Source organism: Streptomyces sp. NPDC050448 (genome assembly GCF_040655295.1).
In the GTDB taxonomy this organism is placed as follows: domain Bacteria; phylum Actinomycetota; class Actinomycetes; order Streptomycetales; family Streptomycetaceae; genus Streptomyces.
Genome location: NZ_JBFAJR010000010.1, coordinates 35,394 through 59,502 on the forward strand (window position 1 = coordinate 35,394; position 24,109 = coordinate 59,502).

The window sequence follows — 24,109 nt, forward strand, 5'->3', positions numbered from 1 at the left end:
ACCGTGTCTGAGTCGTACGACTACGACGTCATCGTCATCGGATCGGGCTTCGGAGGGTCGGTCTCGGCGCTGCGGCTGACCGAGAAGGGGTACCGGGTCGGCGTCCTGGAGGCGGGGCGGCGGTTCACCCGTGAGAGCCTGCCACGCAACAGCTGGGACCTGCGGAACTACCTGTGGGCCCCGGCCCTCGGGCTGTACGGGATCCAGCGGATCCACCTGCTCGGCAATGTGATGGTGCTCGCGGGCGCCGGGGTCGGCGGCGGCTCGCTCAACTACGCCAACACCCTGTACGTGCCTCCCACCGCCTTCTTCGAGGACCGGCAGTGGGCGTCCATCACCGACTGGCACGAGGAACTCGCCCCCTACTACGACCAGGCCAAGCGCATGCTCGGCGTACGCCTCAACCCGACGATGACCCCCTCCGACGTCCACCTGAAGGCCGCCGCCGAGAAGATGGGCGTCGGGGACTCCTTCCACATGGCCCCCGTCGGCGTCTTCTTCGGCGACGGCGCGGACGCCGGGGGCGGCTGCGAGGCCCGCCCCGGCCAGGAGGTCCCCGACCCGTACTTCGGCGGCGCCGGCCCCGCCCGCAAGGCATGCACCGAGTGCGGCGAGTGCATGACCGGCTGCCGGCACGGCGCGAAGAACACCCTGAACGAGAACTACCTCCACCTCGCCGAGCGCGCCGGCGCCGTCATCCACCCGATGACCACCGTCACCGCGCTCGCCGAACACCCCGAAGGCGGCTACCGGATCCGCACCGTCCCCACCGACGCCCGCCGCCGGGGCATCGCCAAGGAGCTGCGCGCCCGGTACGTGGTCGTCGCGGCGGGCACGTACGGCACCCAGACCCTGCTGCACGCGATGAAGGACAACGGGCTGCTCCCGCGGATCTCGGACCGGCTCGGCGAGCTGACCCGGACCAACTCGGAGGGCCTGGTCGGCGCGCAGACCGACGACCGCCGCTACCGCAGGCGCCGCGGCGCGGGTCCCGGCAAGGAGCAGCGCGCGGACTTCACCCGGGGCGTTGCGATCACCTCGTCCGTGCACCCCGACGCCGACACCCACATCGAGCCCGTCCGCTACGGCAAGGGCTCCAACGCCATGGGGTTCATGACCGTCCTCCAAGTCCCGTACAGCGGGCACCGGGTCAGGGCCTGGTTCGCCCGGACCGCGAAGCACCCGGTGCAGCTGGCGCGCTCGCTGTCCAACCGGCGCTGGTCGGAGCGGACGATCATCGGGCTCGTCATGCAGTCGCTGGACAACTCGCTGACGACGTACCGCAAGCCCGGCGGCCTCGGGAAGGGCCTGCTCACCGCCCGCCAGGGGCACGGCGCCCCGAATCCGGTGCAGATCAAGGAGGCCACCGAGGCGGCCACCCTGCTGGCCGAGGAGATCAACGGCTTCCCGGGCAGCAACATCGGCGAGCTGATGGGCACCCCGCTGACCGCGCACTTCCTCGGCGGCTGCCCGATCGGCGCCTCCGCCGAGGAGGGCGTGGTGGACCCGTACCACCGGCTGTACGGGCACCCGGGCATCTCGGTGGTCGACGGCTCGGCGGTCTCCGCGAACCTCGGGGTGAACCCGTCGCTGACGATCACGGCGCAGGCGGAGCGCGCGATGTCGTACTGGCCGAACAAGGGCGAGCAGGACCCGCGGCCGGAGCAGGGCGGGACCTACACCCGCCTGGCGGCGGTGGAGCCGGCGCGTCCGGCGGTCCCGGAGGAGGCGTTCGGCGCGCTGCGGCTGCCTTTGCTGCTGCCGGTGCCGGAGGTGCCGAAGAAGGCGTGACACGTGTACCGGCGGCGGGGTCTGCGCTCCCCCTCCGAGGGCAGAACCCGCCGCCGCGTACATAAGTGACAGGTGATCAGTCCGGATGGTTGCATGTGATGCCCGTCACCCCGTGAGGGGGGCAACCGTGACCCGTACTCAGCGGTCTCGATCATCATGGACAAGCGCATCTCCCTATTGGCAGCTACGGGGTTGGCGACGCTGAGCCTCGGCGTGGCCGCCCCCGCGCTCGCCGCGGAACCGGCCTTCCCGCTCGGCGGTCCCTCCGTCAATGTGCTCCAGCCGTACCCGGACACGGGCGCACCGAAGGAGAGGAGTCTTCGCTACCACCTGGATTACGTGGGTACCGGGAACGGCTTCCCGGGCGAGTTCACCGTCACCGTCGACCTGACCAAGGTCGCCGGGGTGGCATCGGTGCGGCTCGACCCGGCCAAGCCCAGGCCGAACTGCACCGCGAGCGCCACCGCGATCGTCTGCAAGCAGCAGGGCCTGTCGGTCGGGCCCGGCGGCAACACCTTCGACCTGCTCGTCTCCGCCGCCCAGGGCAGCAAGAACGGCGCGAGCGGCGAGATCGCGGTCACCGGCAAGGTGGCCGGCGCCACCGTCACGCCCGTCACCACCAAGATGACCGTCGGCGGCCCCGACCTGCTCGTGGGGGAGCTGAAGCTCAAGACCGACGTGACGGCCGGCGAGCAGCAGGACCTGCCGCTCGCCTTCGCGAACCGGGGCACCCTGCCCGCCAAGTCGGTGGCGCTGGAGCTGGGCACCTCGTTCGGCCTGGAGCCGGCGGAGGCCTATGACAACTGCCTGAAGCAGGACACGGGCGGCCTGGCCGACACCACGGTGTGCCGCGTCGAGGGCGAGTTCCTGCCGGGGGAGAGCTACCAGCTCTCCCCCGACTCGCCGCTGCACCTCAAGACGACCGAGCGGGCCTACCAGGACACGCTGAGGTACGGGGTCATCCCCGACCCGGCGCCGGGCAAGGACGCGCCTTCGGGCAAGCCGGCCACCGGCAAGAAGCTGATGCTGGTCAAGGCGTCGGCCGCCGTGCCGGTCACGGAGTCCAACCTGGACCCGCGGACCGCCACGCGGGCCGAGGACACCGACCTGAACCCGCGCGACAACGAGCGCTCGTTCGACTTCACCGCCAAGGGCGCCAAGGCCGACTTCGAGGCGGTCACCGCCTCGCCCTCCGGCAAGGTGGGCGACACGGTCGTGGCCGAGCTCGGCTTCCGCAACAAGGGCCCGGCCGTGATCAGCCACCTGCGCTCGGGCGAGAGCGTGGCCCGCACCGACATCGTGATGCCGGCCGGAGTGCAGGTCACGGACGCGCCCCGGAACTGCCGCGCGGTCAACGCCGACGGCAGCGATCGCGCAGAGCAGCTGGGCGCCCCGCGCTACTTCTGCGACGGCGGGATCCTCGCGGAGGCCAAGGGCCCGTACACCCACCATTTCGCGATGAAGATCGAGAAGGCCGTCGCGAACGCCAAGGGCTCGGTCACCGTGGGTGAGCCGGTCCCGGGCGGCACCAAGGTGCACGCCTTCGACCCGGTCGCGGGGAACACCACGGCCGCCTTCGTGGTCGAGGTCAAGGCCGGCGCCAGCGCGAGCCCGTCCACCTCGGCCTCCGCCTCGCCGTCCCCGTCGGCCTCGGCTTCGGCGTCGGTCTCGCCGACCGCGTCCTCCGTCGTGTCCGCCGCCGGTGGTACGGGCGGCAACCTCGCCTCGACCGGCAGCTCCGTCGGCCCGATCGCGCTGGGCGCGCTGGGCGCCGTGGCCGTCGGCGGTGCGCTGTACGTGGGGGTGCGCCGCCGCTCCGGCAAGCACGCGTAAGCACGTAGGGGCAGAACACAGAACGGCCGGCCCGGGGCGTCCCCCGGGCCGGCCGTTCTTTTCTGGGGTGACCGGGCTGCTGTCCCCTGCCGTCCGGTCACGCGAAGGAGCGAGGTCCCACGACGCACGTTCCGGAGGGCCGTACGTCTCATCGCTCCGGCGGAGCCACGCGTGGTGCTGCGGTTCCGCGCCTGGCTGACGCGGCCATCCACACCAACGAAGGGCATCGGGGCCGGTCACGGTCCGGACGAGTGACGAACAGGCGTAAGAGGCGGAGGAAGGGCGAGCGGTGCCCTCTGCCTCAGACGCGGCCGCGGCACAGCTCCAGCAGGGTCATGGCGAGAGCGGTCCCGGGCTTTCCGAGGGCGTCGCTCCAGTGCGCGAGCACCTCCATCTCCCGCGAGAGGTTCACGCGGCGGCCGCCCGAGGAGATCCGGGCCTCCTGGATGACGGTCGAGACGGCCATCCGCTCCTGGATCAGGCCGATGATCCGGTCGTCGATGGCGTCGATGCGCTCGCGGGACTCGGCGATCAGCTGCGCGGGGGTGGTGGTCACGGTCATGTTCTTACTCCTGTGGGTTGTGCCGGCAGGAGCGGAAACGCCAGAGCGCCCCGGTCCTGTCGGACCGGGGCGCTCTGGGAAGTCAGCGGCTCAAGCGAGCATCACGAGGACCCATGGCGACCGGACCGGCCGGTGCCATAGGTAAAGAGGAAGCTCAGCTGCTTGCGCATGGAGTGGATTATGTCCGCCCACCGCCCTCCGGGGCCAACCAGGCCCGGATCGTGAGACGGCTCGGCCGTGCGCGTGACGCGGGCGTGGTCGGTGAACACCCGTCGGAACAGGTCGTGGCCGGTCCGCCCGGTGTGCCGCAGGGCCCAGTCCTGCGCCGCGTCCTGTGCGTCGTGCGGGCCCGACTCGGCCCCGCACCGGCAGGAGGTGCAGAACGCCTCGTAGGTGATCCCGCCCTCCGGCGCGTGCCGGAGGGTGTGCGCGACGTACCGGAACACCCCGCGCGGGCTCAGCACCGGTCCCGCCCGCGGTGGGCGACGATCTCGACGTTGCAGTCCGACACCGCCGAGTGGTCACCCTGCCGGTGCGCCTGCGAGCGCTGCTCCGCCAGCGCCGCGCACACATCACAGCCGGCGGCCGGTCTCACTGCCCGCGCGGGCAGTGAGCGAGCGGCTGGTGATCGTGGAGGACTGGCACGCCGAGCTGTGGCTCGATGACGCCGACAGCATCGCGACGTACGACCGGGTGTGGAACGCGCTCCGAGACGCTGCCGTCTACGGGGCCGAGGCCCAGCGGGTGATCGGGGAGGCGCGGCGGGCGCTGTGGCAGGGGGGTCGCGGGGCGTCACGGTGACGTGGGCCTCGGATGGTGCGACAAACCGGCGGCCGGCGCCACCGGTAGAATCGACAAAACAGCCACCTCTTCCGCCGGAAGGCCGCCCCGTGCCAGAAGCACCCTCCGCCGCCCACGACAGCGCCCCGGACACGGTTCTCGTCGTCGACTTCGGCGCCCAGTACGCCCAGCTCATCGCCCGCCGCGTCCGCGAGGCACGGGTCTACAGCGAGATCGTGCCCAGCACGATGCCCGTGGCCGAGATGCTGGCCAAGAACCCCAAGGCGATCATCCTCTCCGGCGGACCGTCCTCCGTGTACGAAGAGGGCGCCCCGCGCCTGGACGACGCCCGTGGCCTTTTCGAGGCCGGGGTCCCCGTCTTCGGCATGTGCTACGGCTTCCAGCTGATGGCGACCACCCTCGGCGGCACCGTCGACAACACCGGCGCCCGCGAGTACGGCCGTACGCCGCTCGCCGTCTCCAAGGCCGGCTCCACCCTCTTCGAGGGCACCCCCGAGAACCAGTCGGTGTGGATGTCCCACGGCGACGCCTGCTCCGCCGCCCCCGAGGGCTTCACCGTCACCGCGTCGACGAACGTCGTCCCGGTCGCGGCCTTCGAGAACGACGAGAAGAAGCTGTACGGCGTGCAGTACCACCCCGAGGTGATGCACTCCACGCACGGCCAGCAGGTGCTGGAGCACTTCCTCTACCGCGGCGCCGGCCTGGAGCCCACCTGGACCACCGGCAACATCGTCGAGGAGCAGATCGCGGCCATCCGCGAGCAGGTCGGCGACAAGCGCGCCATCTGCGGCCTCTCCGGCGGCGTGGACTCCGCGGTCGCCGCGGCCCTCGTCCAGAAGGCCATCGGCTCCCAGCTGACCTGCGTGTACGTCGACCACGGCCTGATGCGCAAGGGTGAGACCGAGCAGGTCGAGAAGGACTTCGTCGCCGCCACCGGCGTACAGCTGAAGGTCGTCGACGCGCAGGAGCGCTTCCTGAGCGCGCTCGCCGGCGTCTCCGACCCGGAGACCAAGCGGAAGATCATCGGCCGCGAGTTCATCCGCGTCTTCGAGCAGGCCCAGCTGGAGATCCTCCAGGAGGACGGCCCCGCGGTCGCCTTCCTCGTCCAGGGCACCCTGTACCCGGACGTCGTCGAGTCCGGCGGCGGCACCGGCACCGCCAACATCAAGTCCCACCACAACGTCGGCGGCCTCCCCGACGACATCGAGTTCGAGCTCGTCGAGCCGCTGCGCCAGCTGTTCAAGGACGAGGTCCGGATGGTCGGCCAGGAGCTCGGCCTGCCCGACGAGATCGTCCAGCGCCAGCCCTTCCCGGGCCCCGGCCTCGGCATCCGCATCGTCGGCGAGGTCACCAAGGAGCGCCTGGACCTGCTCCGCGAGGCCGACGCCATCGCCCGCCACGAGCTGACCTCGGCCGGCCTGGACCGCGAGATCTGGCAGTGCCCGGTCGTCCTGCTCGCGGACGTCCGCAGCGTCGGCGTCCAGGGCGACGGCCGCACGTACGGCCACCCGATCGTGCTGCGCCCCGTCTCGTCCGAGGACGCGATGACCGCGGACTGGACGCGCATGCCGTACGAGGTGCTCGCGCGGATCTCCACCCGCATCACCAACGAGGTGCCGGACGTGAACCGCGTGGTCCTCGACTGCACGAGCAAGCCCCCGGGCACCATCGAGTGGGAGTAGTCCCCGCCCGCCGCCCGTGACGAAGCCGCCGTTCCCCCAGGGGAGCGGCGGCTTCGCCGTTGGTATGGCCAGGTGCGGGAGCCGCCGGTACCTTGCGCCGCGGACCGAGCCGTCGTGAGCAAGGAGCGCCCGTGGCCGAGCAGCCTGCCCCCGTACCCGTGGACCGGCTGCGGTTCCCGATGCCGCCCGTTCACGCCGACCCGGACGCGGAGCGCGCGTACCGCAAGAGGCGGCTGGCCGGGGCGCTGCGGCTGTTCGGACGGCTCGGGTACGAGGACGGGGTGGCCGGGCACGCCAGCGCGCGCGACCCGGAGTTCGAGGACTGCTACTGGGTGAACCCCTTCGGGCGGGCCCTGGCCACGCTGACCGCCGACGACCTGATGCTCGTCGACGGGGACGGACGCGTGCGCCAGGGGGGCCTGCGGGTCAACGAGCTGGCCTTCTCGGTGCACGCGGCCGTGCACCGGGCCCGGCCCGGGGCGGTGGCCGTGGTGCACACGCACGCCCCGTACGGCAGGGCGCTGGCGGCGCTCGGGGAGCTGCTCGCCCCGATCACCGAGGAGGCCTGCGCCTTCTACGAGGACCACGCACTGCTCGACGGGTTCGCCGGGCCGCAGGACGCCGGGCGGATCGCCCGCGCCCTGGGCCCGTACAAGGCGCTGGTCCTGCGCAACCGCGGGCTGCTGACGGTCGGGGACTCCGTGGACGCGGCGGCCTGGTGGTTCATCGCGGCGGAGCGCGCGGCGCAGGTACAGCTGATCGCGCGGGCCGCCGGGAAGCCGGTGCCGATCGACCACCGCAGCGCGCTCGCCGCGCGGGAGCGGTTCGGCACGGATCTCGCCGCCTGGGTCAGCTACCAGCCCCTCTGGCAGACCGTCGGCCCCTGAAGGGACCGGGCCGGGCGGGTGGCGTCAACATCATGAACGGTTAATCACCTGCTCTGACATCGTGCGCAATCCGGAACACTGCCGCAGTGGTGCACAATTCGCTGGCATTGCACCGTAGTTCAGAGAGGCGGCACGCGCGTGGCTGTCCAAGAGATGTCCCGAAGCACCCACGGCGGCGCCTGCACCTGCGACGACTGTCCGCACGGAGCCCAGGAGGGGCACCGGCGCGCCGTCGCCGCGTTCACCGAGAAGAGGGACGAGTTCGCCGCGGGCCAGGGGCTGCCGGCGGCGGTGGCCCGGTCCGCCGGGGCGTCCCGGCAGTGGGTCTCCGACGAACTGACCCTGTCGGCCCGTACGGTCGCCGACCGGAGCCGGGAGGCCGGCAACTCCTGGCTGTACCTGTTCTCGCGGCGGGCCGTGCTCGCCGTGTGGATCGCCGCCGGGGTGCTGCTGCTGGTGCAGGTCGGCACCGCGCTCGGCACCGGCTGGTCCACGGCGCGCACCGCCGGGCTACTCGCGGCGGTGGTCCTGGCCGGGCTGCTCACGGTCGCGGCCCGCGCCCAGTCGGTGCGCGGCGGGCTGCTCGCCCCGCTGGTCGGGGAGGACAACCGGCTGTCCACCTCGAAGGCGGTGCCGAGCGCGTGGGTGGTGCTGACGGCGTTCGCCGCGCTGCTCCCCGCGCTGCGGCTGGCGGCCTCGTCACCCGGGCCGGAGCGGCAGTCGCTGTACGCGGGGCTCGCGCTCGGGCGGGCGCTGCCGCTGCTGGCGGTGGTCGCGCTGACCTCGGCCGTGGCGGTGCTGGTGCGCCGGGTGGTCACCGTACGGATCATGGGCCAGCGGCTGCAGAAGCTGCCGGCGGACCGGCCGCGCGGGGCGGACCTGCTGACGGACGACGCGGGCCGCGGGAGCTTCCCGGACGCACAGTACGTGCTGGTCTCCACGGTGGTGCTGGCCTTCGCGGCGGTGTCGATGGCCCGGTTCCCGGACCGGCTGCCGCGGCTGCCGTGGGCGCTGGCCATGCTGGTGGCCCTGTCGGCGACGGTGTACCTGGCGGCGAAGTACGCGGAGGTGACCCGTCCGCTGGTGCTGTCGGTGGTCCGCAGACGGGAGCCGGGCGACCTCGACGCGGCCATCCGGCCGGGCGACGACATCGAGATCCGCGGCGTGGGATTCGTGCCGCCGGGGGCGCAGACGCCGGAGATGCTGGCCCGGCTGGTCGTACGGGTCGGGGCGGTGCACGTGCACGTGCCGCTGGTGCCGGTCGCGGGCGGGTTCACCAACCCCTCGGACTCGGTGCTGACGGTGCCGGTCCCGGCGGAAGTGGAACCCGGGCGCATCGAGGTCCAGGTGGTCACGGCCGCCGGAGTGGAATCCAACCGATGCACGATCGACGTGGCCGAGTGAACCGGGTACACATGGGACGTGACCCGAACTGACGTCCCTTCCGCCGTCTCCACCGCCCCTTACGGACTGCGGGAACAGGCCGCCCGGTACGCGCTGCTGCCGCTGCGGATCTTCCTCGGCGTGACCTTCGTCTACGCGGGCCTGGACAAGCTGACCGACTCCGCGTTCCTGTCCGCCTCCGGCACCGGCTCCATCGGCGAGCTCCTGCACGGCGTGCGCGACACCTCCGCGATCCCCGCCCTGGTGGACCGGGCCCTGCTGTCGCCCGTCGGCTTCGCCGTGGCGCTGGCCATCGGGGAGCTCCTGGTGGGCCTCGGCGTCCTGGCCGGCCTGCTGACCCGGATCGCGGCCACCGGCGGAGCGCTGATCTCGCTCAGCCTGTGGCTCACGGTGTCCTGGCAGGTGTCCCCGTACTACTACGGCAACGACCTGATCTACCTGATGGCATGGATCCCGATGATCCTGGCCGGAGCGCCCTATCTGTCGCTGGACTCGCTGATCCGGTCCCGCCGGTCCCGGCGTACCGCGTAGGTCACCGTCCCCACCAGCGCGGCGAGGCAGAGCCCGCCCATGGCCATCGGGATGACCAGGAACCAGGGCAGGTCGGCCTCGCCGGTCGCGTCGAGCAGGTACAGCACGCCCGCGGCCACCAGGACCAGGCCGGCCAGCAGCCGTCCGGGCTGGAACTCATGACGCCGCACGGGCCACCTCCACCTGTCCCACACCCGCGTTCAGGTGCAGCTCGATCGTTCCCCCGGCCTCGGTGCCGGCGGGCGGCTTCAGGGTCGCCTGCTGGGTTTCGCCGCCGCTCTTGATGCGTACGTCCTGGCTGGTGTCCCCGGGCAGCCTGATGTCGCCCAGCTTGACCGAGACATCGGCCTGCGCCGTGACCTCGCGGGGCACGATCACCTTGAGGCGGCCCGCCTCCACGGCGGCACGGACGGACAGCGTGGTGCCCTTCGGCACGTCCAGCCGGCTCAGGTCCAGCGTGGCCAGCCCGGTGCCCGCCGTGTAGACGGGCCGTACGTCGGCCACCGCGGCCGGCCGCCATTCCACGGCCTTCCAGTCGGTGCCGATCTCGCGAGGCAGCGCGGAGGCACCGGCCAGCAGCCCGGCGGTGATCACCGCCAGCAGGATGGTGCCGAAGCCGGTGCGGCCCTTGACCGAGCTGACCGCGAGGCCGAGACCGAACACGGCCAGGGCCGAGGCGAGCCCGATCTGCAGCGCGTGCGAGAGGGTGCTGCCCTGCCAGACCGAGGCGGTGGCGGCGCCCCCGGCCAGTACGGCCAGCACGAACACCCGGCCGCCGATGCCGCCGTTCGGGACCGCCGGGGCGGCGGCCCGCCGGGGCGCGGCCGGGGCCCCGCCCACCGCCGTGCTCCGGTCCGCCGCGGGGGAGTCGTCCGGCCCCCACAGGTATCCGGTGGCCCCGACGGGGCCGGTGGTGCCGTCCTTGACCAGCGGGTCCCGCCACCAGGAGGGGCCGCCGGGCGCCGGCGGAGCCTGGGTCTCCGGGGGGCCCGGGCGGTGGGCCGCCTGGGGCTCCGCCTCGGGGGCGGCGGCGGCGCGGCGGCGCTGCGACCAGTACGAGGCCCCGCCGAGGGCCAGGATGACCAGTACGGAGAAGACGGCCAGTCCGCCGTTGTCCAGCATCGACAGGAACAGCGCGCAGCCGACCAGGGCCGCGAACACCGCGGCGAGGGTGGCGCCCTCGACCCGGCCGGTCAGCAGCTTCTTCGCCTCGCTGTCGTCCTCGCCCTCCACGGGCAGCAGCAGCCACGCGAAGCCGTAGAAGATCAGGCCGACACCGCCGGTGATCGCGAGGACGCCGAGCACGATCCGGAAGATCACCGGGTCCAGGTCGAAATACCGGCCGAGGCCGCCGCACACGCCCGCGAGGACCTTGTCGCGCTTGCTGCGGCGCAGGGGCGGCCGGTCGGCGGCGTGGTCGGCGGCGTGGTCGGCGGCACGGTCCGACGGCCGGTCCGCGGAACGGTCTGCGGAGCGGTCGCCCGGCGGCGGTGCCGCGCCGGCAGCGGCCGGCGACGGCGGGGAGTCGTGCTTGGTCATGGCTCCATGGTGACGGGCCGCCGCGCCCAGCGGCACCGGGCCCGACCCTGGCACAACCCTGATATCCCCCCGACAGAACTGGGGGGCTGCCCTGATGCCCCGCGTGCCTCGCGCGTGTGACCATCGGTGACATGCCCGTTTCCGCCGCCCTCCGCCCCCCGCACGCAGCAGATGCCGACGAACCGGCGCAGCGCAGGCTCTACCGCAGCGCCGACGGCCGGATGCTCGGCGGTGTCGCGCGCGGTCTCGCCGGGCACCTCGGGCTGCCGGTCATCTGGGTCCGGCTCGCCTTCCTCGGCCTGTTCATGTGGGGCGACGGGCTGGGCGTGCTGCTGTACGCCGCGTTCTGGGTCTTCGTACCGCTGGGTGTGGGCGGCCGCACCGGCCACCGCTCCTTCTTCGAGACCCTCCCCGACGGCAGCCGGCGCCTGCGCAAGCCCGAGAAGGGGCAGATCACCGCGCTCATCGCGCTGTGCATCGGCGCCGGGATCTTCATCGGCAAGGTCCAGGTCGGCGGCGCGTCCGGGCGGTACGTATGGCCGACGCTGCTGGTCGGCGCCGGCGTGGTCCTCGTCTGGCGGCAGGCCGACAACGCACGCCGCGCCCACTGGGGCGCCTCGGCCGGGCGCAACGCGCGCCTCCTCCAGATGGCCCGCGGGTTCGCCGGGGTCGCGCTGGTCGGCGTGGGCCTGACCGTCTTCATCGTCGTACGCGGCTCCGCGGCGCAGCTCGGCAACGTGCTGACCGCAGCCCTCGCCGTCCTCGTCGGCATCGCCCTGCTGGCCGGGCCCTGGCTGATCCGGATGACCCAGGACCTCTCCGAGGAGCGCCTGATGCGCATCCGCGCCCAGGAGCGCGCCGAGGTCGCCGCCCACGTGCACGACTCGGTGCTGCACACGCTCACCCTGATCCAGCGCAACGCGGAGGACGTGGGCGAGGTGCGCCGCCTCGCCCGCGCCCAGGAGCGGGAGCTGCGGAACTGGCTGTACAAGCCGGAGGGCACCGGCAAGGACGAGGCCGAGGAGCCGGCCACCCTCGCGGAGGCCGTGAAGAAGACGGCGGCCGAGGTGGAGGACCATCACGGGGTCCCGATCGAGGTCGTGGTGGTCGGTGACTGCCCGCTCGACGAGAAGCTGGCCGCACAGATCCAGGCCGCGCGCGAGGCGATGGTCAACGCCGCCAAGTACGGTGGCGAGGGCGGGCCGGTGCAGGTGTACGCCGAGGTGGAGGGGCAGACGGTGTTCGTGTCCGTACGGGACCGGGGGCCGGGCTTCGACATCGACGCGGTACCGGACGACCGCATGGGCGTACGAGAATCGATCATCGGCCGGATGCAGCGCAACGGCGGGACCGCACGGCTGCGGTCCGCGCCCGACGGCGGCACGGAAGTCGAGCTGGAGATGGAGAGGGCGGCGAACGCAGCATGACCGAAGAGACCGGCAGCGGGGGCGTGACCGGGGGTACCTCCGGCGGTGGCGGGGGGCAGGTCCGTGTGGTGCTCGTCGACGACCACCGGATGTTCCGTACGGGCGTGCAGGCCGAGATCGGCGAGACCGCCCGGACCGGCGTCGAGGTCGTCGGCGAGGCGGCCGACGTCGACCAGGCCGTCACGGTCATCACCGCGACCCGGCCCGAGGTGGTCCTCCTCGACGTGCACCTGCCCGGCGGCGGCGGGGTCGAGGTGCTGCGGCGCTGCGCCCCGCTGATGGCGGCGGCAGAGGACCCGGTGCGGTTCCTGGCCCTGTCCGTGTCGGACGCGGCCGAGGACGTCATCGGGGTCATCCGGGGCGGCGCGCGCGGGTACGTCACCAAGACCATCACCGGGACCGACCTCGTGGACTCGATCTTCCGGGTGCAGGAGGGGGACGCGGTGTTCTCGCCGCGGCTGGCGGGCTTCGTGCTCGACGCGTTCGCCTCGACGGACGCGCCGCCGGTCGACGAGGACCTGGACCGCCTCACGCAGCGCGAGCGGGAGGTGCTGCGGCTGATCGCGCGCGGGTACGCGTACAAGGAGATCGCCAAGCAGCTCTTCATCTCGGTGAAGACGGTGGAGTCGCACGTCTCGGCGGTCCTGCGCAAGCTCCAGCTGTCCAACCGGCACGAGCTGACCCGCTGGGCGACGGCACGCCGCCTGGTCTGAGCATGCGCGGGTCCGGGCACGTGCGGGTCCGGGCACGTGTGATCCACGCCGCAGGGGGCGGGGGCAACCGCGCGGCGCCACGCGGCCCTCTTGGGTGGCGTGATGAGCTTGACGGGGATCCCCCTCTTCGCGACGGCGATCGCCCTCACGGCGATCGCCGTCATCCTGCCGCTGGCCGTGTGGAGCAAGGTGCGCGGCCCCTCCGCCGTACGGGTGTCGACCCGGGCCCTGATGGTGCTGTTCGCCCAGGTCACCGCCGTTGCGCTGGTGTTCATCGCGGTGAACCGGCAGGAGACCTTCTACAACTCCTGGGGCGATCTGCTCGGTACCGGCAAGTACGTCACCGCCGCCCCCGACCTGGGCCCGGACGGGCTCGGCGGGAAGAAGGCCACCGAGGTCAAGGCGGAGCCGAAGGTGCACCAGGAGTTCCAGCCGGTCGAGGGTCTGGGCGGCCGGGTCAAGAAGACCGAGCTCGACGGCAAGATCTCCGGGGTCAAGGGCGACGTCATGGTGTGGCTCCCGCCGCAGTACGACGACCCGGCGTTCAAGGACAAGAAGTTCCCCGTGGTCGAGCTGATCCCGGGCATACCGGGGACGGGCAAGTCCTGGTTCCAGGGGCTCAAGGCGCACGAGGTGCTGGAGCCGCTGATGAAGAGCGGCAAGGTGCAGCCGTTCATCCTCGTCTCGCCGCGCGCCATGCTGCTGGGCAACGGCGACACCGGCTGCGCGAACATCCCCGGCAAGGTCAACGCGGACAGCTGGTTCAGCGTCGACGTCCGCAAGATGGTCGTCGACAACTTCCGGGCGTCGGACGAGGCCCGCACCTGGGGCGTGGCCGGGTACTCGGCGGGCGCGTACTGCTCCGCCAAGCTGGGGATCCTCCACCCTGACCGCTACAGCGCGGCCGTCTCCCTGTCCGGCTACAACGACCCGGGCCAGGAGCCCACCTCGCTGGTCGCCAAGGACCCGGAGCTGCGGCGCACCCACAACCTGAAGGCCCTGCTCAAGGCCGCGCCCGCGCCGCCGGCGGTCGCGCTGTGGCTGTCGGGGGCCGATCAGGACGGCTACCTGTCCGGCACGGACCTCAAGGCGATCGCGCAGAACCCGACCACGGTGCACGTGGAGAAGGTGGTCGGCGGCCACAACCTCGATTCGTGGTCGAAGCAGATCCCGCAGACCTTCGGCTGGCTGAGCACGCAGGTCAAAGCGCCGTAGGGCACCTCATGCCGGGCGGGAGGCGCCGGCCCAGGGCATGGAGTCGATCGGGGCCACGCGGACCGTCGCGCCGGGGTGGGGGGCGTGGATCATCTGGCCGTTGCCGATGTACAGGCCGACATGGGTGACGCCGGAGTAGAAGAACACCAGGTCGCCGGGGGCCAGCTGGTCGCGGGAGACGCGCTGTCCCGTGTTGATCTGGGTGTAGGTGGTGCGGGGGAGGGAGACCCCGGCCGAGCGCCAGGCCGCCTGGGTCAGGCCGGAGCAGTCGAACGATCCCGGTCCCGTCGCGCCCCAGACGTACGGCTTGCCGATCGCCCCGTACGCGAAGGCCACCGCACGGGCGGCGCGCGACCCGTCGGAGGCCGGTGGCGGGGCCGTGCTGCGCGGGCCGGCCGGGGCCGCGCCGGCCGACTGGGCCTCGTACGCGGCGCGCTCCTCGGCGGTGAGCTTGGCCAGCAGCCGCTTGGCGGCGCTCAGCTTGCCCTCGACGGTGGCCTTGTACTCGGCGAGTTCGCCCTCGCGGGCGCGCAGGTCGCAGAGCCGGTCGGCGGCCTTGTCCTTGAGCTGTCCGATCTCGTCGAGCTGCCGCCGTACGGAGGAGATCTCGGCGGCGTTGCGGTCGCCGGTCCGGGTCAGGAACGCGGCCCGGTCCAGGTACTCCTGCGGGTCCTCGGCCAGCGCCAGCTGCACGGCGGGTCCCAGGCCGCCGCTGCGGTACTGGCCGGCGGCCAGGGAACCGAGCGTCCTGCGGGCCGTGTTGAGCCGGTCGGTCCTGCGGGCGGTCTCGTCGCGCAGCCCGTCGAGGGCGCGCTGGGCCTCGTCGGCCTTCTCCTTCGCCCCGTTGTACCGCTCGGATGCCGCCTCGGCCTCCTCGTAGAGCCGGTCCACCTCCGCCCTCACCTGGGAGGGCGTCTGCTGGGGGTCGGCCTGGGAGGTGCCTTCGAAGGCGGTGGCGGTGGCAGCGCCCGCGAGGGCGAGCGTGGCGGCGGTCCGTAGGGTGCCGCGGGAGAGCGGGCGCTGCCTGGGCTTTCGGTGACTGGCCACGAGGGCCTCACGTCCTTCCTCGCTCGGGAGCTCTGTGCTTGGAGGAGGACGCTAGACGTGAAGGTAACGACCGGATGACGAGATGGCCGTAAGTGGCCTGACGTGACCGGATGTGGCGGCCCGCGGATCAGTGCCAGAGGACGGCTATGAAGATATTGACCACGGTCAGCCCGCCGACCGCGCCGAACAGCGCCTTCTCCACCCGCTCCTCGTCCCGCTTCACGTAGACGAGGGCGAGGACCACGAAGAGGACGGCGAGCTTCACGCCGATCTTGACCTGGTTGACGCTGCCGCCGTCCATCTCGTGGAAGCCGACCAGCAGGACGCCGGTGACGAGCATCGTCAGCGCGCCGTGCAGCATCCCGGGCACGAAGCGGGCGGTGCCTGCACTCATCGCCTTCATCTGGGTCAGGAACCCGCCGAGGAGAGCGGCGATCCCGATGATGTGCAGGCCCACGAAAGCATTGATGAGTACGTCCATGGCGTCGAGCGTACGGGGGCTCCCGGCCCGCCCCGGAAGCGGGTCGGCTCGTCGTCGACCGCCTCCGGCCGCTCCTCCGGAGGTGGTGGCGTGGCCGCTGCCGTCGGGGCGTACCGCGCGGACCGCGCGGGTGCCCGGTCCGGCCATGTCCGTACGAGATCTGCGTACAGTGAGGGCATGGCTGCCGCAGCTGAGCTGACCCACCCCTGCGCCGAGCACCTCGAGCTGGCCGAGGTGCTCGCCGCCCTCGGGCATCCCGTCCGCCTCGAGATCGTCCGCAAGCTCGCCTCCGCCGAGGAGACGTTCTGCGGCGAGGTGGTGCCCGGCCTGCCCAGGTCGAGCGTCACGCACCATCTCAGGACGCTCCGCGAGGGCGGGGTGATCCGCCAGCGCCCGCAGGGCCGCAAGCTCTACCTCACGCTGCGCCGGGCCGACCTGGAGCTGCGCTTCCCGGGCCTGCTGGAGCTCGTCCTCCGCTGAGGTGAGCGGGGCCACAGGGGCGGGTGCGGCCGATTTTCCGCGGTCGGGGCCGGGTGTCCGTCCCGACCCCTAGACTCGGAAAGCGATGAGCAGCCTCTTTGACGACAGTTTCCTGGCGGACCTCACCCCCTCCGACGAGGTCCCTCCGCCGCCCGAGGAGCACGCCGCCCCGGAGCCGGGTGCGGACGATCTCTTCGGGGGCCGGTTCGACATGGCCTTCGGCGGTGGGGGGAGTGGTGACGCGTACTACCGGGACGGCGCCCCCAAGCCCGTCATCGACCCGGCGACGCTCCTGGACGGCCTGAACGAGCAGCAGGCCGCGGCCGTGGTGCACGCCGGCTCCCCGCTGCTCATCGTGGCCGGCGCCGGATCCGGCAAGACCCGGGTGCTGACCCACCGCATCGGCCACCTGCTGGCCGCGCGGAACGTCCACCCCGGCCAGATCCTGGCGATCACCTTCACCAACAAGGCCGCCGGCGAGATGAAGGAGCGCGTCGAAGGCCTGGTCGGACCGCGCGCCAACGCCATGTGGGTGTCCACCTTCCACAGCGCGTGCGTGCGCATCCTGCGCCGCGAGTCGAAGCGGCTGGGCTTCACCTCGTCCTTCTCGATCTACGACGCGGCCGACTCGAAGCGCCTGATGGCGCTCGTCTGCCGCGACCTGGACCTGGACCCGAAGAAGTTCCCGCCCAAGGCCTTCAACGCCAAGATCTCGAACCTCAAGAACGAGCTCATCGACGAGGACGCGTTCGCCGGGCAGGCCGCCGACGGGTTCGAGAAGACCCTCGCCCAGGCCTACGCGATGTACCAGGGGCGGCTGCGCGAGGCCAACGCGCTCGACTTCGACGACATCATCATGACCACGGTGCACCTGCTCCAGGCGTTCCCGGACGTCGCCGAGCACTACCGGCGCCGCTTCCGCCACGTCCTGGTCGACGAGTACCAGGACACCAACCACGCCCAGTACACGCTGGTGCGCGAGCTCGTCGGCACCGGTTATCCGGACCTGCCGCCGGCCGAGCTGTGCGTGGTGGGTGACGCCGACCAGTCGATCTACGCCTTCCGCGGCGCGACCATCCGCAACATCCTCCAGTTCGAGGAGGACTACAAGGACGCGACGACGATCCTGCTGGAGCAGAACTACCGCTCCACGCAGACGATCCTCTCCGCCGCCAACGCGGTCATCGAGCGCAACGAGAACCGCCGCGCCAAGAACCTGTGGACCGAGGCCGGCAGCGGCGCCGTCATCACCGGCTACGTCGCGGACACCGAGCACGACGAGGCGCAGTTCGTCGCCGACGAGATCGACCGGCTGACGGACGCGGGCGACGCCAAGGCGGGCGACGTGGCGATCTTCTACCGGACGAACGCACAGTCGCGCGTGTTCGAGGAGATCTTCATCCGGGTCGGACTGCCCTACAAGGTCGTCGGCGGCGTCCGCTTCTACGAGCGCAAGGAGGTCCGGGACGTCCTCGCGTACCTGCGCGTCCTGGCGAACCCGGAGGACAACGTCCCGCTGCGCCGGATCCTGAACGTGCCCAAGCGCGGCATCGGCGAGCGCGCGGAAGCGATGATCGACGCGCTCGCGATGCGCGAGAAGATCACCTTCCCGCAGGCGCTGCGGCGCGTGGACGAGGCGTTCGGCATGGCCGCACGCTCGACCAACGCCGTGAAGCGGTTCAACGTGCTGATGGAGGAACTCCGCACGATCGTCGACTCGGGCGCGGGCCCGGCGGTGGTGCTGGAGGCGGTGCTGGAGCGTACCGGCTACCTCGCCGAGCTCCAGGCCTCGACCGACCCGCAGGACGAGACGCGGATCGAGAACCTCCAGGAACTCGCGGCCGTGGCCCTGGAGTTCGAGCAGGCCCGGGACGAGACGAACCCGGGCACGCTCGCGGAGTTCCTGGAGCAGGTCGCGCTCGTCGCCGACTCCGACCAGATCCCGGACGAGGACGAGGACGGCTCGGGCGTCATCACGCTGATGACCCTGCACACCGCCAAGGGCCTCGAGTTCCCGGTGGTCTTCCTGACCGGCATGGAGGACGGGGTCTTCCCGCACATGCGGGCGCTGGGCCAGACCAAGGAGCTGGAGGAGGAGCGCCGCCTCGCGTACGTCGGCATCACGCGTGCGCGCGAGCGGCTGTACCTGACCCGTTCCTCGATGCGCAGCGCATGGGGCACCCCCTCGTACAACCCGCCGTCGCGGTTCCTCGAGGAGATCCCGGCGGAGTACCTGCAATGGAAGCGCACGGGCGCCGCGCAGAAGCCGGCGGGCCCGATGCGGAGTTCCGGCTCGGGTTCGGGCTACGGGTCGGGCTACGGGTCCGGGAAGGCGACCTTCGGCACCTCGCCGGAGGCTTTCCTGTCGTCGTCGCGTACGAAGTCGGGGCCGTCCGGGTTCGCGACGCGCCGGGCCGCCGACAAGCCCGTCATCGCGCTGGTGGTCGGGGACCGGGTCACGCACGACCAGTTCGGGCTGGGCACGGTCATGGAGGTCAGGGGCGCCGGCGCGGACGCGCAGGCCACCATCGACTTCGGGGACGACAAGCCGAAGCGCCTGCTGCTGCGCTACGCGCCGGTGCAGAAGCTGTAGCGGCTCCGGCCGGGTCCGGCCGGGTTGCGATCCGGGCCGGGTTGCGATCCGGCCGGTCCGGGCTGGGCCGGGTGCGATCCGGGCCGGGCCAGGCTGGGCCGGGGCTTAGGTCGGGTCCAGGCCGTGGCTGCGGAGCCAGGGCAGAGGGTCGATCGCCGCGCCGGCACCGGGCCGTACCTCGAAGTGGAGGTGCGGGCCGGTGGAGTTGCCGGAATTGCCCGAGTAGGCGATGACGTCGCCCGCCTTGACCTTTCCGGACCGGATCTTGGTGCTGCTGAGGTGGCAGTACCAGGTCTCGGTGCCGTCGGGCGAGGTCACTATGGCCATGTTGCCGTAGGCGCTGTTCCACTGGGTGCGCACGGTGCCGTCGGTGGCGGCCATGACCGGGGTGCCGTAGGAGACCGGGAAGTCGATGCCGGTGTGCACGGACATCCACATGCCGCCGGCCTGGCCGAAGGTGGCGCTGAGGCCGTGCTGCTCGACCGGGATCGCGAACTTGGGGCGGGCCGCCTCCTTGGCCGCCTCCTCCTCCGCCTTCTTCTTCTTTTCGTCGTCCTGGCGCTGGCGCAGGTCGATGCGCTCCTGCGTACGGCTCGCGCGGTCCGCGAAGTCGCCCGCGTCGGCGCTGAGCGCCGTCAGCTGGGTGTCGAGCTTGCTGTTCGCCGCGACGGGCTTCACCGAAGCCGGGTCGGGCGCGGCCATCGTGGTGGTGCCCTCGGCGGGCTTGTCCGCGGCGGTGAGTCCGCCGACGGAGGCGGCCGCGACACCGGCGACGCCCATCACGCAGGCGGAGGGCACGGCCACGGTCAGCAGGGCGGAACGCTTCGCCGGGGTGCGGCGCCGGCTGCTGCTGCCGCCTCCGGACGGGGAATCGGACGCGGCCGTCGCCTTGGTCTTGGCGCCGGCACGGCGCGAGGCGCGGGGCACGGGCGCGGCGGCCGGGGTGACCGGCATGGCCTGGGTGGGCAGGTCGTGCACCGGGGCGTCCGCGAGGTCGGCATCGGGGTCGAGGCCGAAGTCGTGGCCGAAGTCGAGGTCAAGGTCGAGCTCGTGGTCGAGCTCCGGCTCGGGGTCTTCGTTGCCGAGGACTTCGAAGACGGCGGTCTCGCTGTAGGCGTCGGCGGCCGGTGCCTCGTAGGAGTAGGCCGTGTCCTGGTGCGACTGCGACTGCGACTGCGGCTGTTGCTGCTGGTACTCGTACGCGTAGTCGTACGAGAAGGTCTGGGTCTGCTGCTCGTGCTGCGGGACGGTGTTCCAGGCGGTTGCGTCGTACGCGCCGGTCTCGGTGCCCGTGGTGCCGTAACCCGGCACCGCCCACTGCCCGGTCTGCCCGGTTTGCTCGTAGTCGAAGGCGGTGGCCTGATAGTCCGTGCTGCTCGGCTGGTTCCAGCCGCTCGTATCCGTCCCCCAGCTACCGCTGGGAGGTGCCCCCAGTCCGGTGTCGGTGCCGGTGTCCTCGGGGACGCCGCCCTGGGCGGGGATGGTCGACAGGTAGCCGCCGTCCTGCGCGTAACTTCCCTGAGCGGACCAGGCGGTGGAGTCGTACGCGCCGGTCTCGTAGGACTCGTAGGAGGCGTAAGAGGCGTAGTCGTACCCCTGGCCCTGCGTTTCATAGGGGACGTAGGGCGAGTCGCCAGCGAAAGTGGTGTGGGAAAGGCCGTCGTACCCGGAATCGGGGTACTGGCCCGACGAGGGGCGGTCGTTCACCAACTTCTCTTTCGCCTCGGCAGTGGGGGCCTGGGTGGCCAGGGAACTCGAGGTTCCCTGGGGAGAGCAGTGGCGTGACTGTACCCGGCGGTTACTGGCAACGACAATCTTCGAGTGGTTTCCGGCTTTCCGGAACCGGGCATTCGGCCGCCTTTCGGTCGCGGCAAGGCCGAGCCTTGGCCTTGAGTTCGAAATCCGTTCGAGTCTCGGTGGGTTGGTGTTCACGCGACGGAAGCGGCGTCTCCCAGGCCTTCGACGACGGCCGGACCGGACCCGTCGAGGGCGCGCCGGACCGCCGCCGTCACGGCGGGGTGGGCGGGCAGGGCGAGGTGTCCGATACCAGTGACCTGCACGTTCTCCACGCGCAGATCCGGATGCTCGATGCGGGCCGTCTCGGTCGGATCCATCAGTTCGTCGAACTCGCTCCAGAACGCCACGCATCGGGTCCGGCAGCCGGGCGCGGGTGCCCGCAGCTCGGCCATCACCTCGGAATCCGGGCGCATCTGCCGGACCAGCGGGTGGGCGTCCATGAACGGGGCGACCCGCGTGCCGGAATGCGGGGTGCCGAGCGTGACGAGCGTGCGGACGCGGGCCTCGCCGCCGAGGCGCTGGACGTAGTACCGCCCGACCAGCCCGCCCAGGCTGTGCCCGACCAGGTCCACCTGCTCCTGTCCCGTGCGCTCGCACAGCTCCTCGACGCGCCGGGCGAGGTGGCGGGCGGTGACGCGCAGGTCGCGGGTGAAGGGGGAGTAGTTGTACGTCTCCACCTGCCGCCGTCCGCCCGCGGCGAGGGTGCGGCGCAGCAGGACGAACACGGACCGGTTGTCGGTGAACCCGTGCAGCAGGAGTGCGGGCGTCTGCCCGAGGTGCTTTTTTCCTGTTTCGGCGGGTTTTTCCTGGCGTATCCCGGTCGGGTACAGCAGCAGGTGGCCGCCGAGGACCACCGCCTCGAGCACACCGGCCCGCAGCGCGGCCCCGGACGCGGGTACGGATACGGGTATGGACAGCCCCATCGACGGCCTCCCCTAAGCCTTTTGGGACTGCGGCCGGCCGCGCCACCGTGCCGTGCGGCTGTCGGTACGGTGGCGCGGCGCCCCCGGTGCGGCTCCCCCTGTCGGTGAATCAACGCCGTCCCACGTGTGATTTCCCCCTCGTGGTTGACCGTGAAACGGGGGTGTGCGCGATGCTGTACTTAACGTTCGTTCACTCGGGAGGCAGTGCGATGGGTGTGACCGGTCCGATCCGTGTGGTGGTGGCCAAGCCGGGTCTCGACGGCCACGACCGCGGGGCCAAGGTGATCGCGCGTGCGCTGCGGGACGCGGGCATGGAGGTCATCTACACGGGCCTCCACCAGACCCCCGAGCAGATCGTGGACACCGCCATCCAGGAAGACGCCGACGCGATCGGCCTCTCGATCCTGTCGGGCGCGCACAACACGCTGTTCGTGCGGGTCCTGGAGCTGCTCAAGGAGCGCGAGGCGGAGGACATCAAGGTCTTCGGCGGCGGCATCATCCCGGAGGACGACATCGCCCCCCTGAAGGAGAAGGGCGTGGCCGAGATCTTCACCCCGGGCGCGACGACGACGTCGATCGTGGACTGGGTCCGCGCCCACGTCCGCACCGCGTAACCGCCCGGGGCCGCCGCTGCGCGGGATCAATTCCGCGCAGCGGTAGCCCTCGGCGGGTCAGGGTCTCGGGGCCAGCTCCGAGAGCATCGTGGCGCGCAGGCGCAAGGTGGCCACCAGGCGCTGGAAGGCCTCCGACCAGTACGCCGCGGCGCCCGGAGACGTGTCCGGCGGGCCGTCCGAGGCCTCCGTCAGGGACTCCAGATGGTCGGCCGCCGCGGGATCCAGGCAGCGCTCCGCCAAACCCATCACCCCGCTGAAGCTCCACGGGTAGCTGCCCGCCTCCCGCGCGGCGTCCAGCGCGTCCACCACCGCCCGCCCCAGCGTCCCGGCCCACGGCACCACGCACACGCCGAGCAGCTGGAACGCCTCCGACAGGCCGTGTGCCCGGATGAACTCCGCGACCCACTCCGCCCGTTCCGCATCCGGCAGGATCGACAGCAGCTTCGCCCGCTCCGCGAGCGACGCCGTGCCGGGGGCCGTCGCGGTCGGCGCCGACGCCGAGCCGAGCAGGGCCTTCGACCAGCCCGGATCACGCTGGCGCACCGCCGCCCGGCACCACGCCGCGTGCAGCTCCTCCCGCCAGCTCTCGCCCCCGGCCACCGGCAGCGCCACGATCTCCGCCGGGCCGAGCCCCCCGAACCGTTCCCGCCAGCAGGACAGCGGCGCCGCCTCCACCAGCTGGCCCAGCCACCAGGCCCGCTCCCCGCGTCCGGCGGGCGGCTGCTTGACCACGCCGTCCCGCAGCATCCCCGCATCGCAGGCGGCCGGCGGAGTCACCCCCTGCGGCCCCACGCAGGCCAGCGCCCGCTCCGCCATCCGCCCGGCCAGCGCGGACTCCGGCAGCGCGGACAGCAGCTCGGCGGCCGTCGCCCGGACATTGCGGCTCCGGTCGCCCAGCGCCGCCTCCAGGAACGGCTCGTCCCCCTCCGCCAGCCCCACCCGCAGCGAGTCGAGGAACATCAGCCGGTCCTCGGCCCGTTCCGTGGCCCAGGTCGTCGACAGCAGCCGCGTCGCGGCCGCCGCCTCGTGCGCCCGTACGGTGCCCAGCAGGGCCACACGCTCCGCGAACAGCCCCTCCTGCCACAGCCGTTCCACCGCGGCCCGGTTCCCGGGGTCGGGGAGCTCGCCGGTGCCGCCCGCCCCGCCGCGCAGGGCGAACCGCCAGTCCGGGTTCAGCCGGGCCAGCCACAGCCCCCGCGCCCCGGCCAGGGCCACGGCCTGCGGGCGCAGGTCCGTGCGGGCCCGGGCCGCGTCCAGCAGCGCCGGCACCAGCGCGGCCGGCGCCCGGTAGCCGTGCCGCCCGGCGGCGGCCAGCCACTGCGGCAGCAGCTCCGTCAGATCCGGGGCCGCCCCGCGCCGGCCGCCGCCGCCCGCGCCGGTCCGGCCGGCCAGCAGCTGCGCGAGCCGCCGCCGGGCCGGCTCCGGCGGAGCCGGGCGAGGATCCCGCGGCGCGGGATCCGGCCGCGGACCCGCCTCGGCGGGCCGCAGCCCGGCCCGGCGCCGTACGGTCTGCACGGCCGCCGCGTCCAGCAGCGCCGCAGGGCTGCCCTGGCGCCGTCCGGTGCCCAGCAGCGCGGCACCGACCAGCTCCTCCCACTCCCCGTAACCCGTGTCCGCAGTCGTCGTAGTAGTCGTGTCCATGGCCGTCGTCGCCGTCACCGCGTCCCTCCCTCTCGTCGTGCAGCGCTCCGGTCCCGCCCCCTCCGCGGGACCGGAGCAGCTTTCGCGCCCCGTCCGCCGACCCTTCAGCTTGCGTGGTTGTCGTTCACAAAAGCCCCCCGGCTTCATC

20 protein-coding genes and 2 pseudogenes are annotated in these 24,109 nt (G+C 72.4%); 13 read left to right on the forward strand and 9 right to left on the reverse strand.

Going from position 1 to position 24,109, the window contains the following annotated elements; all coding sequences use genetic code 11:
- The first annotated feature begins 3 nt into the window (after positions 1–3).
- Complete coding sequence (locus AB0I68_RS14485) at positions 4–1,791, forward strand: GMC family oxidoreductase (protein ID WP_363177601.1); 1,788 nt, start codon at positions 4–6, stop codon at positions 1,789–1,791.
- A 192-nt stretch (positions 1,792–1,983) separates the two neighbouring features.
- Positions 1,984–3,624 carry a peptidase gene (locus AB0I68_RS14490; RefSeq protein ID WP_363177602.1) on the forward strand — a complete coding sequence of 547 codons (1,641 nt, stop codon included), beginning with the start codon at positions 1,984–1,986 and terminating at the stop codon, positions 3,622–3,624.
- 301 nt (positions 3,625–3,925) lie between these two features.
- On the opposite strand, the pseudogene AB0I68_RS14495 reads toward AB0I68_RS14490, so the two are convergent.
- Together AB0I68_RS14495 and AB0I68_RS14500 are read right to left on the reverse strand one after the other, a co-directional pair.
- Positions 3,926–4,222, reverse strand: a pseudogene (locus AB0I68_RS14495) (chorismate mutase); the annotation flags it as partial.
- 65 nt (positions 4,223–4,287) lie between these two features.
- Complete coding sequence (locus AB0I68_RS14500) at positions 4,288–4,650, reverse strand: hypothetical protein (protein WP_363177603.1); 363 nt, start codon at positions 4,648–4,650, stop codon at positions 4,288–4,290.
- Between the two features lie 151 nt (positions 4,651–4,801).
- Here AB0I68_RS14500 and AB0I68_RS14505 point away from each other — a divergent pair.
- The 5 genes and pseudogenes from AB0I68_RS14505 to AB0I68_RS14525 all read left to right on the forward strand — a co-directional run.
- Positions 4,802–4,987, forward strand: a pseudogene (locus AB0I68_RS14505) (Scr1 family TA system antitoxin-like transcriptional regulator); the annotation flags it as partial.
- 89 nt (positions 4,988–5,076) lie between these two features.
- A complete protein-coding gene (guaA, locus tag AB0I68_RS14510) occupies positions 5,077–6,669 on the forward strand; it encodes a glutamine-hydrolyzing GMP synthase (protein WP_363177604.1) in 1,593 nt (530 codons plus the stop codon).
- Positions 6,670–6,800: 131 nt separating this feature from the next.
- A complete protein-coding gene (locus AB0I68_RS14515) occupies positions 6,801–7,556 on the forward strand; it encodes a class II aldolase/adducin family protein (RefSeq protein ID WP_363177605.1) in 756 nt (251 codons plus the stop codon).
- Positions 7,557–7,694: 138 nt separating this feature from the next.
- On the forward strand, positions 7,695–8,960 hold the full coding sequence (locus AB0I68_RS14520; protein ID WP_363177606.1) for a hypothetical protein: 1,266 nt from the start codon (positions 7,695–7,697) through the stop codon (positions 8,958–8,960).
- An 18-nt stretch (positions 8,961–8,978) separates the two neighbouring features.
- Positions 8,979–9,491, forward strand: coding sequence for a TQO small subunit DoxD (locus AB0I68_RS14525; protein WP_363177607.1), 513 nt, complete (start codon positions 8,979–8,981; stop codon positions 9,489–9,491).
- On the opposite strand, the gene AB0I68_RS14530 is transcribed toward AB0I68_RS14525, so the two are convergent.
- The gene (locus AB0I68_RS14530) at positions 9,437–9,661 is read right to left on the reverse strand and encodes a hypothetical protein (RefSeq protein ID WP_363177609.1); all 225 of its coding nucleotides are present in this window, start codon (positions 9,659–9,661) and stop codon (positions 9,437–9,439) included. The two genes, AB0I68_RS14525 and AB0I68_RS14530, sit on opposite strands and share 55 nt — an antisense overlap.
- Complete coding sequence (locus AB0I68_RS14535) at positions 9,648–11,030, reverse strand: PspC domain-containing protein (protein ID WP_363177610.1); 1,383 nt, start codon at positions 11,028–11,030, stop codon at positions 9,648–9,650. Before AB0I68_RS14535 ends, AB0I68_RS14530 begins: the two co-directional genes overlap by 14 nt.
- Positions 11,031–11,161: 131 nt before the next feature.
- Between AB0I68_RS14535 and AB0I68_RS14540 the strand changes: the two genes are divergently transcribed.
- The 3 genes from AB0I68_RS14540 (at position 11,162) to AB0I68_RS14550 (ending at position 14,385) form a co-directional block, all read left to right on the forward strand.
- The gene (locus AB0I68_RS14540) at positions 11,162–12,457 is read left to right on the forward strand and encodes a PspC domain-containing protein (RefSeq protein WP_363177611.1); all 1,296 of its coding nucleotides are present in this window, start codon (positions 11,162–11,164) and stop codon (positions 12,455–12,457) included.
- The gene (locus tag AB0I68_RS14545) at positions 12,454–13,170 is read left to right on the forward strand and encodes a response regulator transcription factor (RefSeq protein ID WP_363177612.1); all 717 of its coding nucleotides are present in this window, start codon (positions 12,454–12,456) and stop codon (positions 13,168–13,170) included. Before AB0I68_RS14540 ends, AB0I68_RS14545 begins: the two co-directional genes overlap by 4 nt.
- Positions 13,171–13,272: 102 nt before the next feature.
- Positions 13,273–14,385 carry an alpha/beta hydrolase-fold protein gene (locus AB0I68_RS14550; RefSeq protein ID WP_363177613.1) on the forward strand — a complete coding sequence of 371 codons (1,113 nt, stop codon included), beginning with the start codon at positions 13,273–13,275 and terminating at the stop codon, positions 14,383–14,385.
- A 6-nt stretch (positions 14,386–14,391) separates the two neighbouring features.
- On the opposite strand, the gene AB0I68_RS14555 is transcribed toward AB0I68_RS14550, so the two are convergent.
- The gene (locus tag AB0I68_RS14555) at positions 14,392–15,432 is read right to left on the reverse strand and encodes an NlpC/P60 family protein (RefSeq protein WP_363177614.1); all 1,041 of its coding nucleotides are present in this window, start codon (positions 15,430–15,432) and stop codon (positions 14,392–14,394) included.
- 127 nt (positions 15,433–15,559) lie between these two features.
- Positions 15,560–15,913: a hypothetical protein gene (locus tag AB0I68_RS14560; protein ID WP_363177615.1), complete on the reverse strand. Its 354-nt coding sequence runs from the start codon at positions 15,911–15,913 to the stop codon at positions 15,560–15,562.
- A gap of 177 nt (positions 15,914–16,090) precedes the next feature.
- Between AB0I68_RS14560 and AB0I68_RS14565 the strand changes: the two genes are divergently transcribed.
- Positions 16,091–16,393, forward strand: coding sequence for a helix-turn-helix domain-containing protein (locus AB0I68_RS14565; protein WP_363177616.1), 303 nt, complete (start codon positions 16,091–16,093; stop codon positions 16,391–16,393).
- 85 nt (positions 16,394–16,478) lie between these two features.
- Entirely contained in the window at positions 16,479–18,986 is a 2,508-nt protein-coding gene (gene pcrA, locus AB0I68_RS14570) for a DNA helicase PcrA (protein WP_363177617.1), read from the forward strand.
- 105 nt (positions 18,987–19,091) lie between these two features.
- On the opposite strand, the gene AB0I68_RS14575 is transcribed toward pcrA, so the two are convergent.
- A complete protein-coding gene (locus tag AB0I68_RS14575; RefSeq protein WP_363177618.1) occupies positions 19,092–20,693 on the reverse strand; it encodes a M23 family metallopeptidase in 1,602 nt (533 codons plus the stop codon).
- Positions 20,694–20,914: 221 nt separating this feature from the next.
- Positions 20,915–21,706, reverse strand: a complete 792-nt coding sequence (locus AB0I68_RS14580) for an alpha/beta fold hydrolase (protein WP_363177619.1) — start codon at positions 21,704–21,706, stop codon at positions 20,915–20,917.
- Between the two features lie 209 nt (positions 21,707–21,915).
- Between AB0I68_RS14580 and AB0I68_RS14585 the strand changes: the two genes are divergently transcribed.
- Positions 21,916–22,320, forward strand: a complete 405-nt coding sequence (locus tag AB0I68_RS14585) for a cobalamin B12-binding domain-containing protein (RefSeq protein ID WP_054227722.1) — start codon at positions 21,916–21,918, stop codon at positions 22,318–22,320.
- A gap of 57 nt (positions 22,321–22,377) precedes the next feature.
- On the opposite strand, the gene AB0I68_RS14590 is transcribed toward AB0I68_RS14585, so the two are convergent.
- Complete coding sequence (locus tag AB0I68_RS14590; RefSeq protein ID WP_363177769.1) at positions 22,378–23,961, reverse strand: DUF5691 domain-containing protein; 1,584 nt, start codon at positions 23,959–23,961, stop codon at positions 22,378–22,380.
- Between the last annotated feature and the right edge of the window lie 148 nt (positions 23,962–24,109).

Excerpts from the sequence above, each read along its gene's own strand:
- AB0I68_RS14560 (WP_363177615.1), bottom strand. The coding sequence starts at position 15,913 with ATGGACGTACTCATCAATGCTTTCGTGGGCCTGCACATCATCGGGATC.
- AB0I68_RS14540 (WP_363177611.1), top strand. The coding sequence starts at position 11,162 with ATGCCCGTTTCCGCCGCCCTCCGCCCCCCGCACGCAGCAGATGCCGAC.
- AB0I68_RS14590 (WP_363177769.1), bottom strand. The coding sequence starts at position 23,961 with ATGGACACGACTACTACGACGACTGCGGACACGGGTTACGGGGAGTGG.
- AB0I68_RS14535 (WP_363177610.1), bottom strand. The coding sequence starts at position 11,030 with ATGACCAAGCACGACTCCCCGCCGTCGCCGGCCGCTGCCGGCGCGGCA.
- pcrA (WP_363177617.1), top strand. The coding sequence starts at position 16,479 with ATGAGCAGCCTCTTTGACGACAGTTTCCTGGCGGACCTCACCCCCTCC.
- AB0I68_RS14550 (WP_363177613.1), top strand. The coding sequence starts at position 13,273 with ATGAGCTTGACGGGGATCCCCCTCTTCGCGACGGCGATCGCCCTCACG.
- AB0I68_RS14565 (WP_363177616.1), top strand. The coding sequence starts at position 16,091 with ATGGCTGCCGCAGCTGAGCTGACCCACCCCTGCGCCGAGCACCTCGAG.
- AB0I68_RS14580 (WP_363177619.1), bottom strand. The coding sequence starts at position 21,706 with ATGGGGCTGTCCATACCCGTATCCGTACCCGCGTCCGGGGCCGCGCTG.
- AB0I68_RS14585 (WP_054227722.1), top strand. The coding sequence starts at position 21,916 with ATGGGTGTGACCGGTCCGATCCGTGTGGTGGTGGCCAAGCCGGGTCTC.
- AB0I68_RS14545 (WP_363177612.1), top strand. The coding sequence starts at position 12,454 with ATGACCGAAGAGACCGGCAGCGGGGGCGTGACCGGGGGTACCTCCGGC.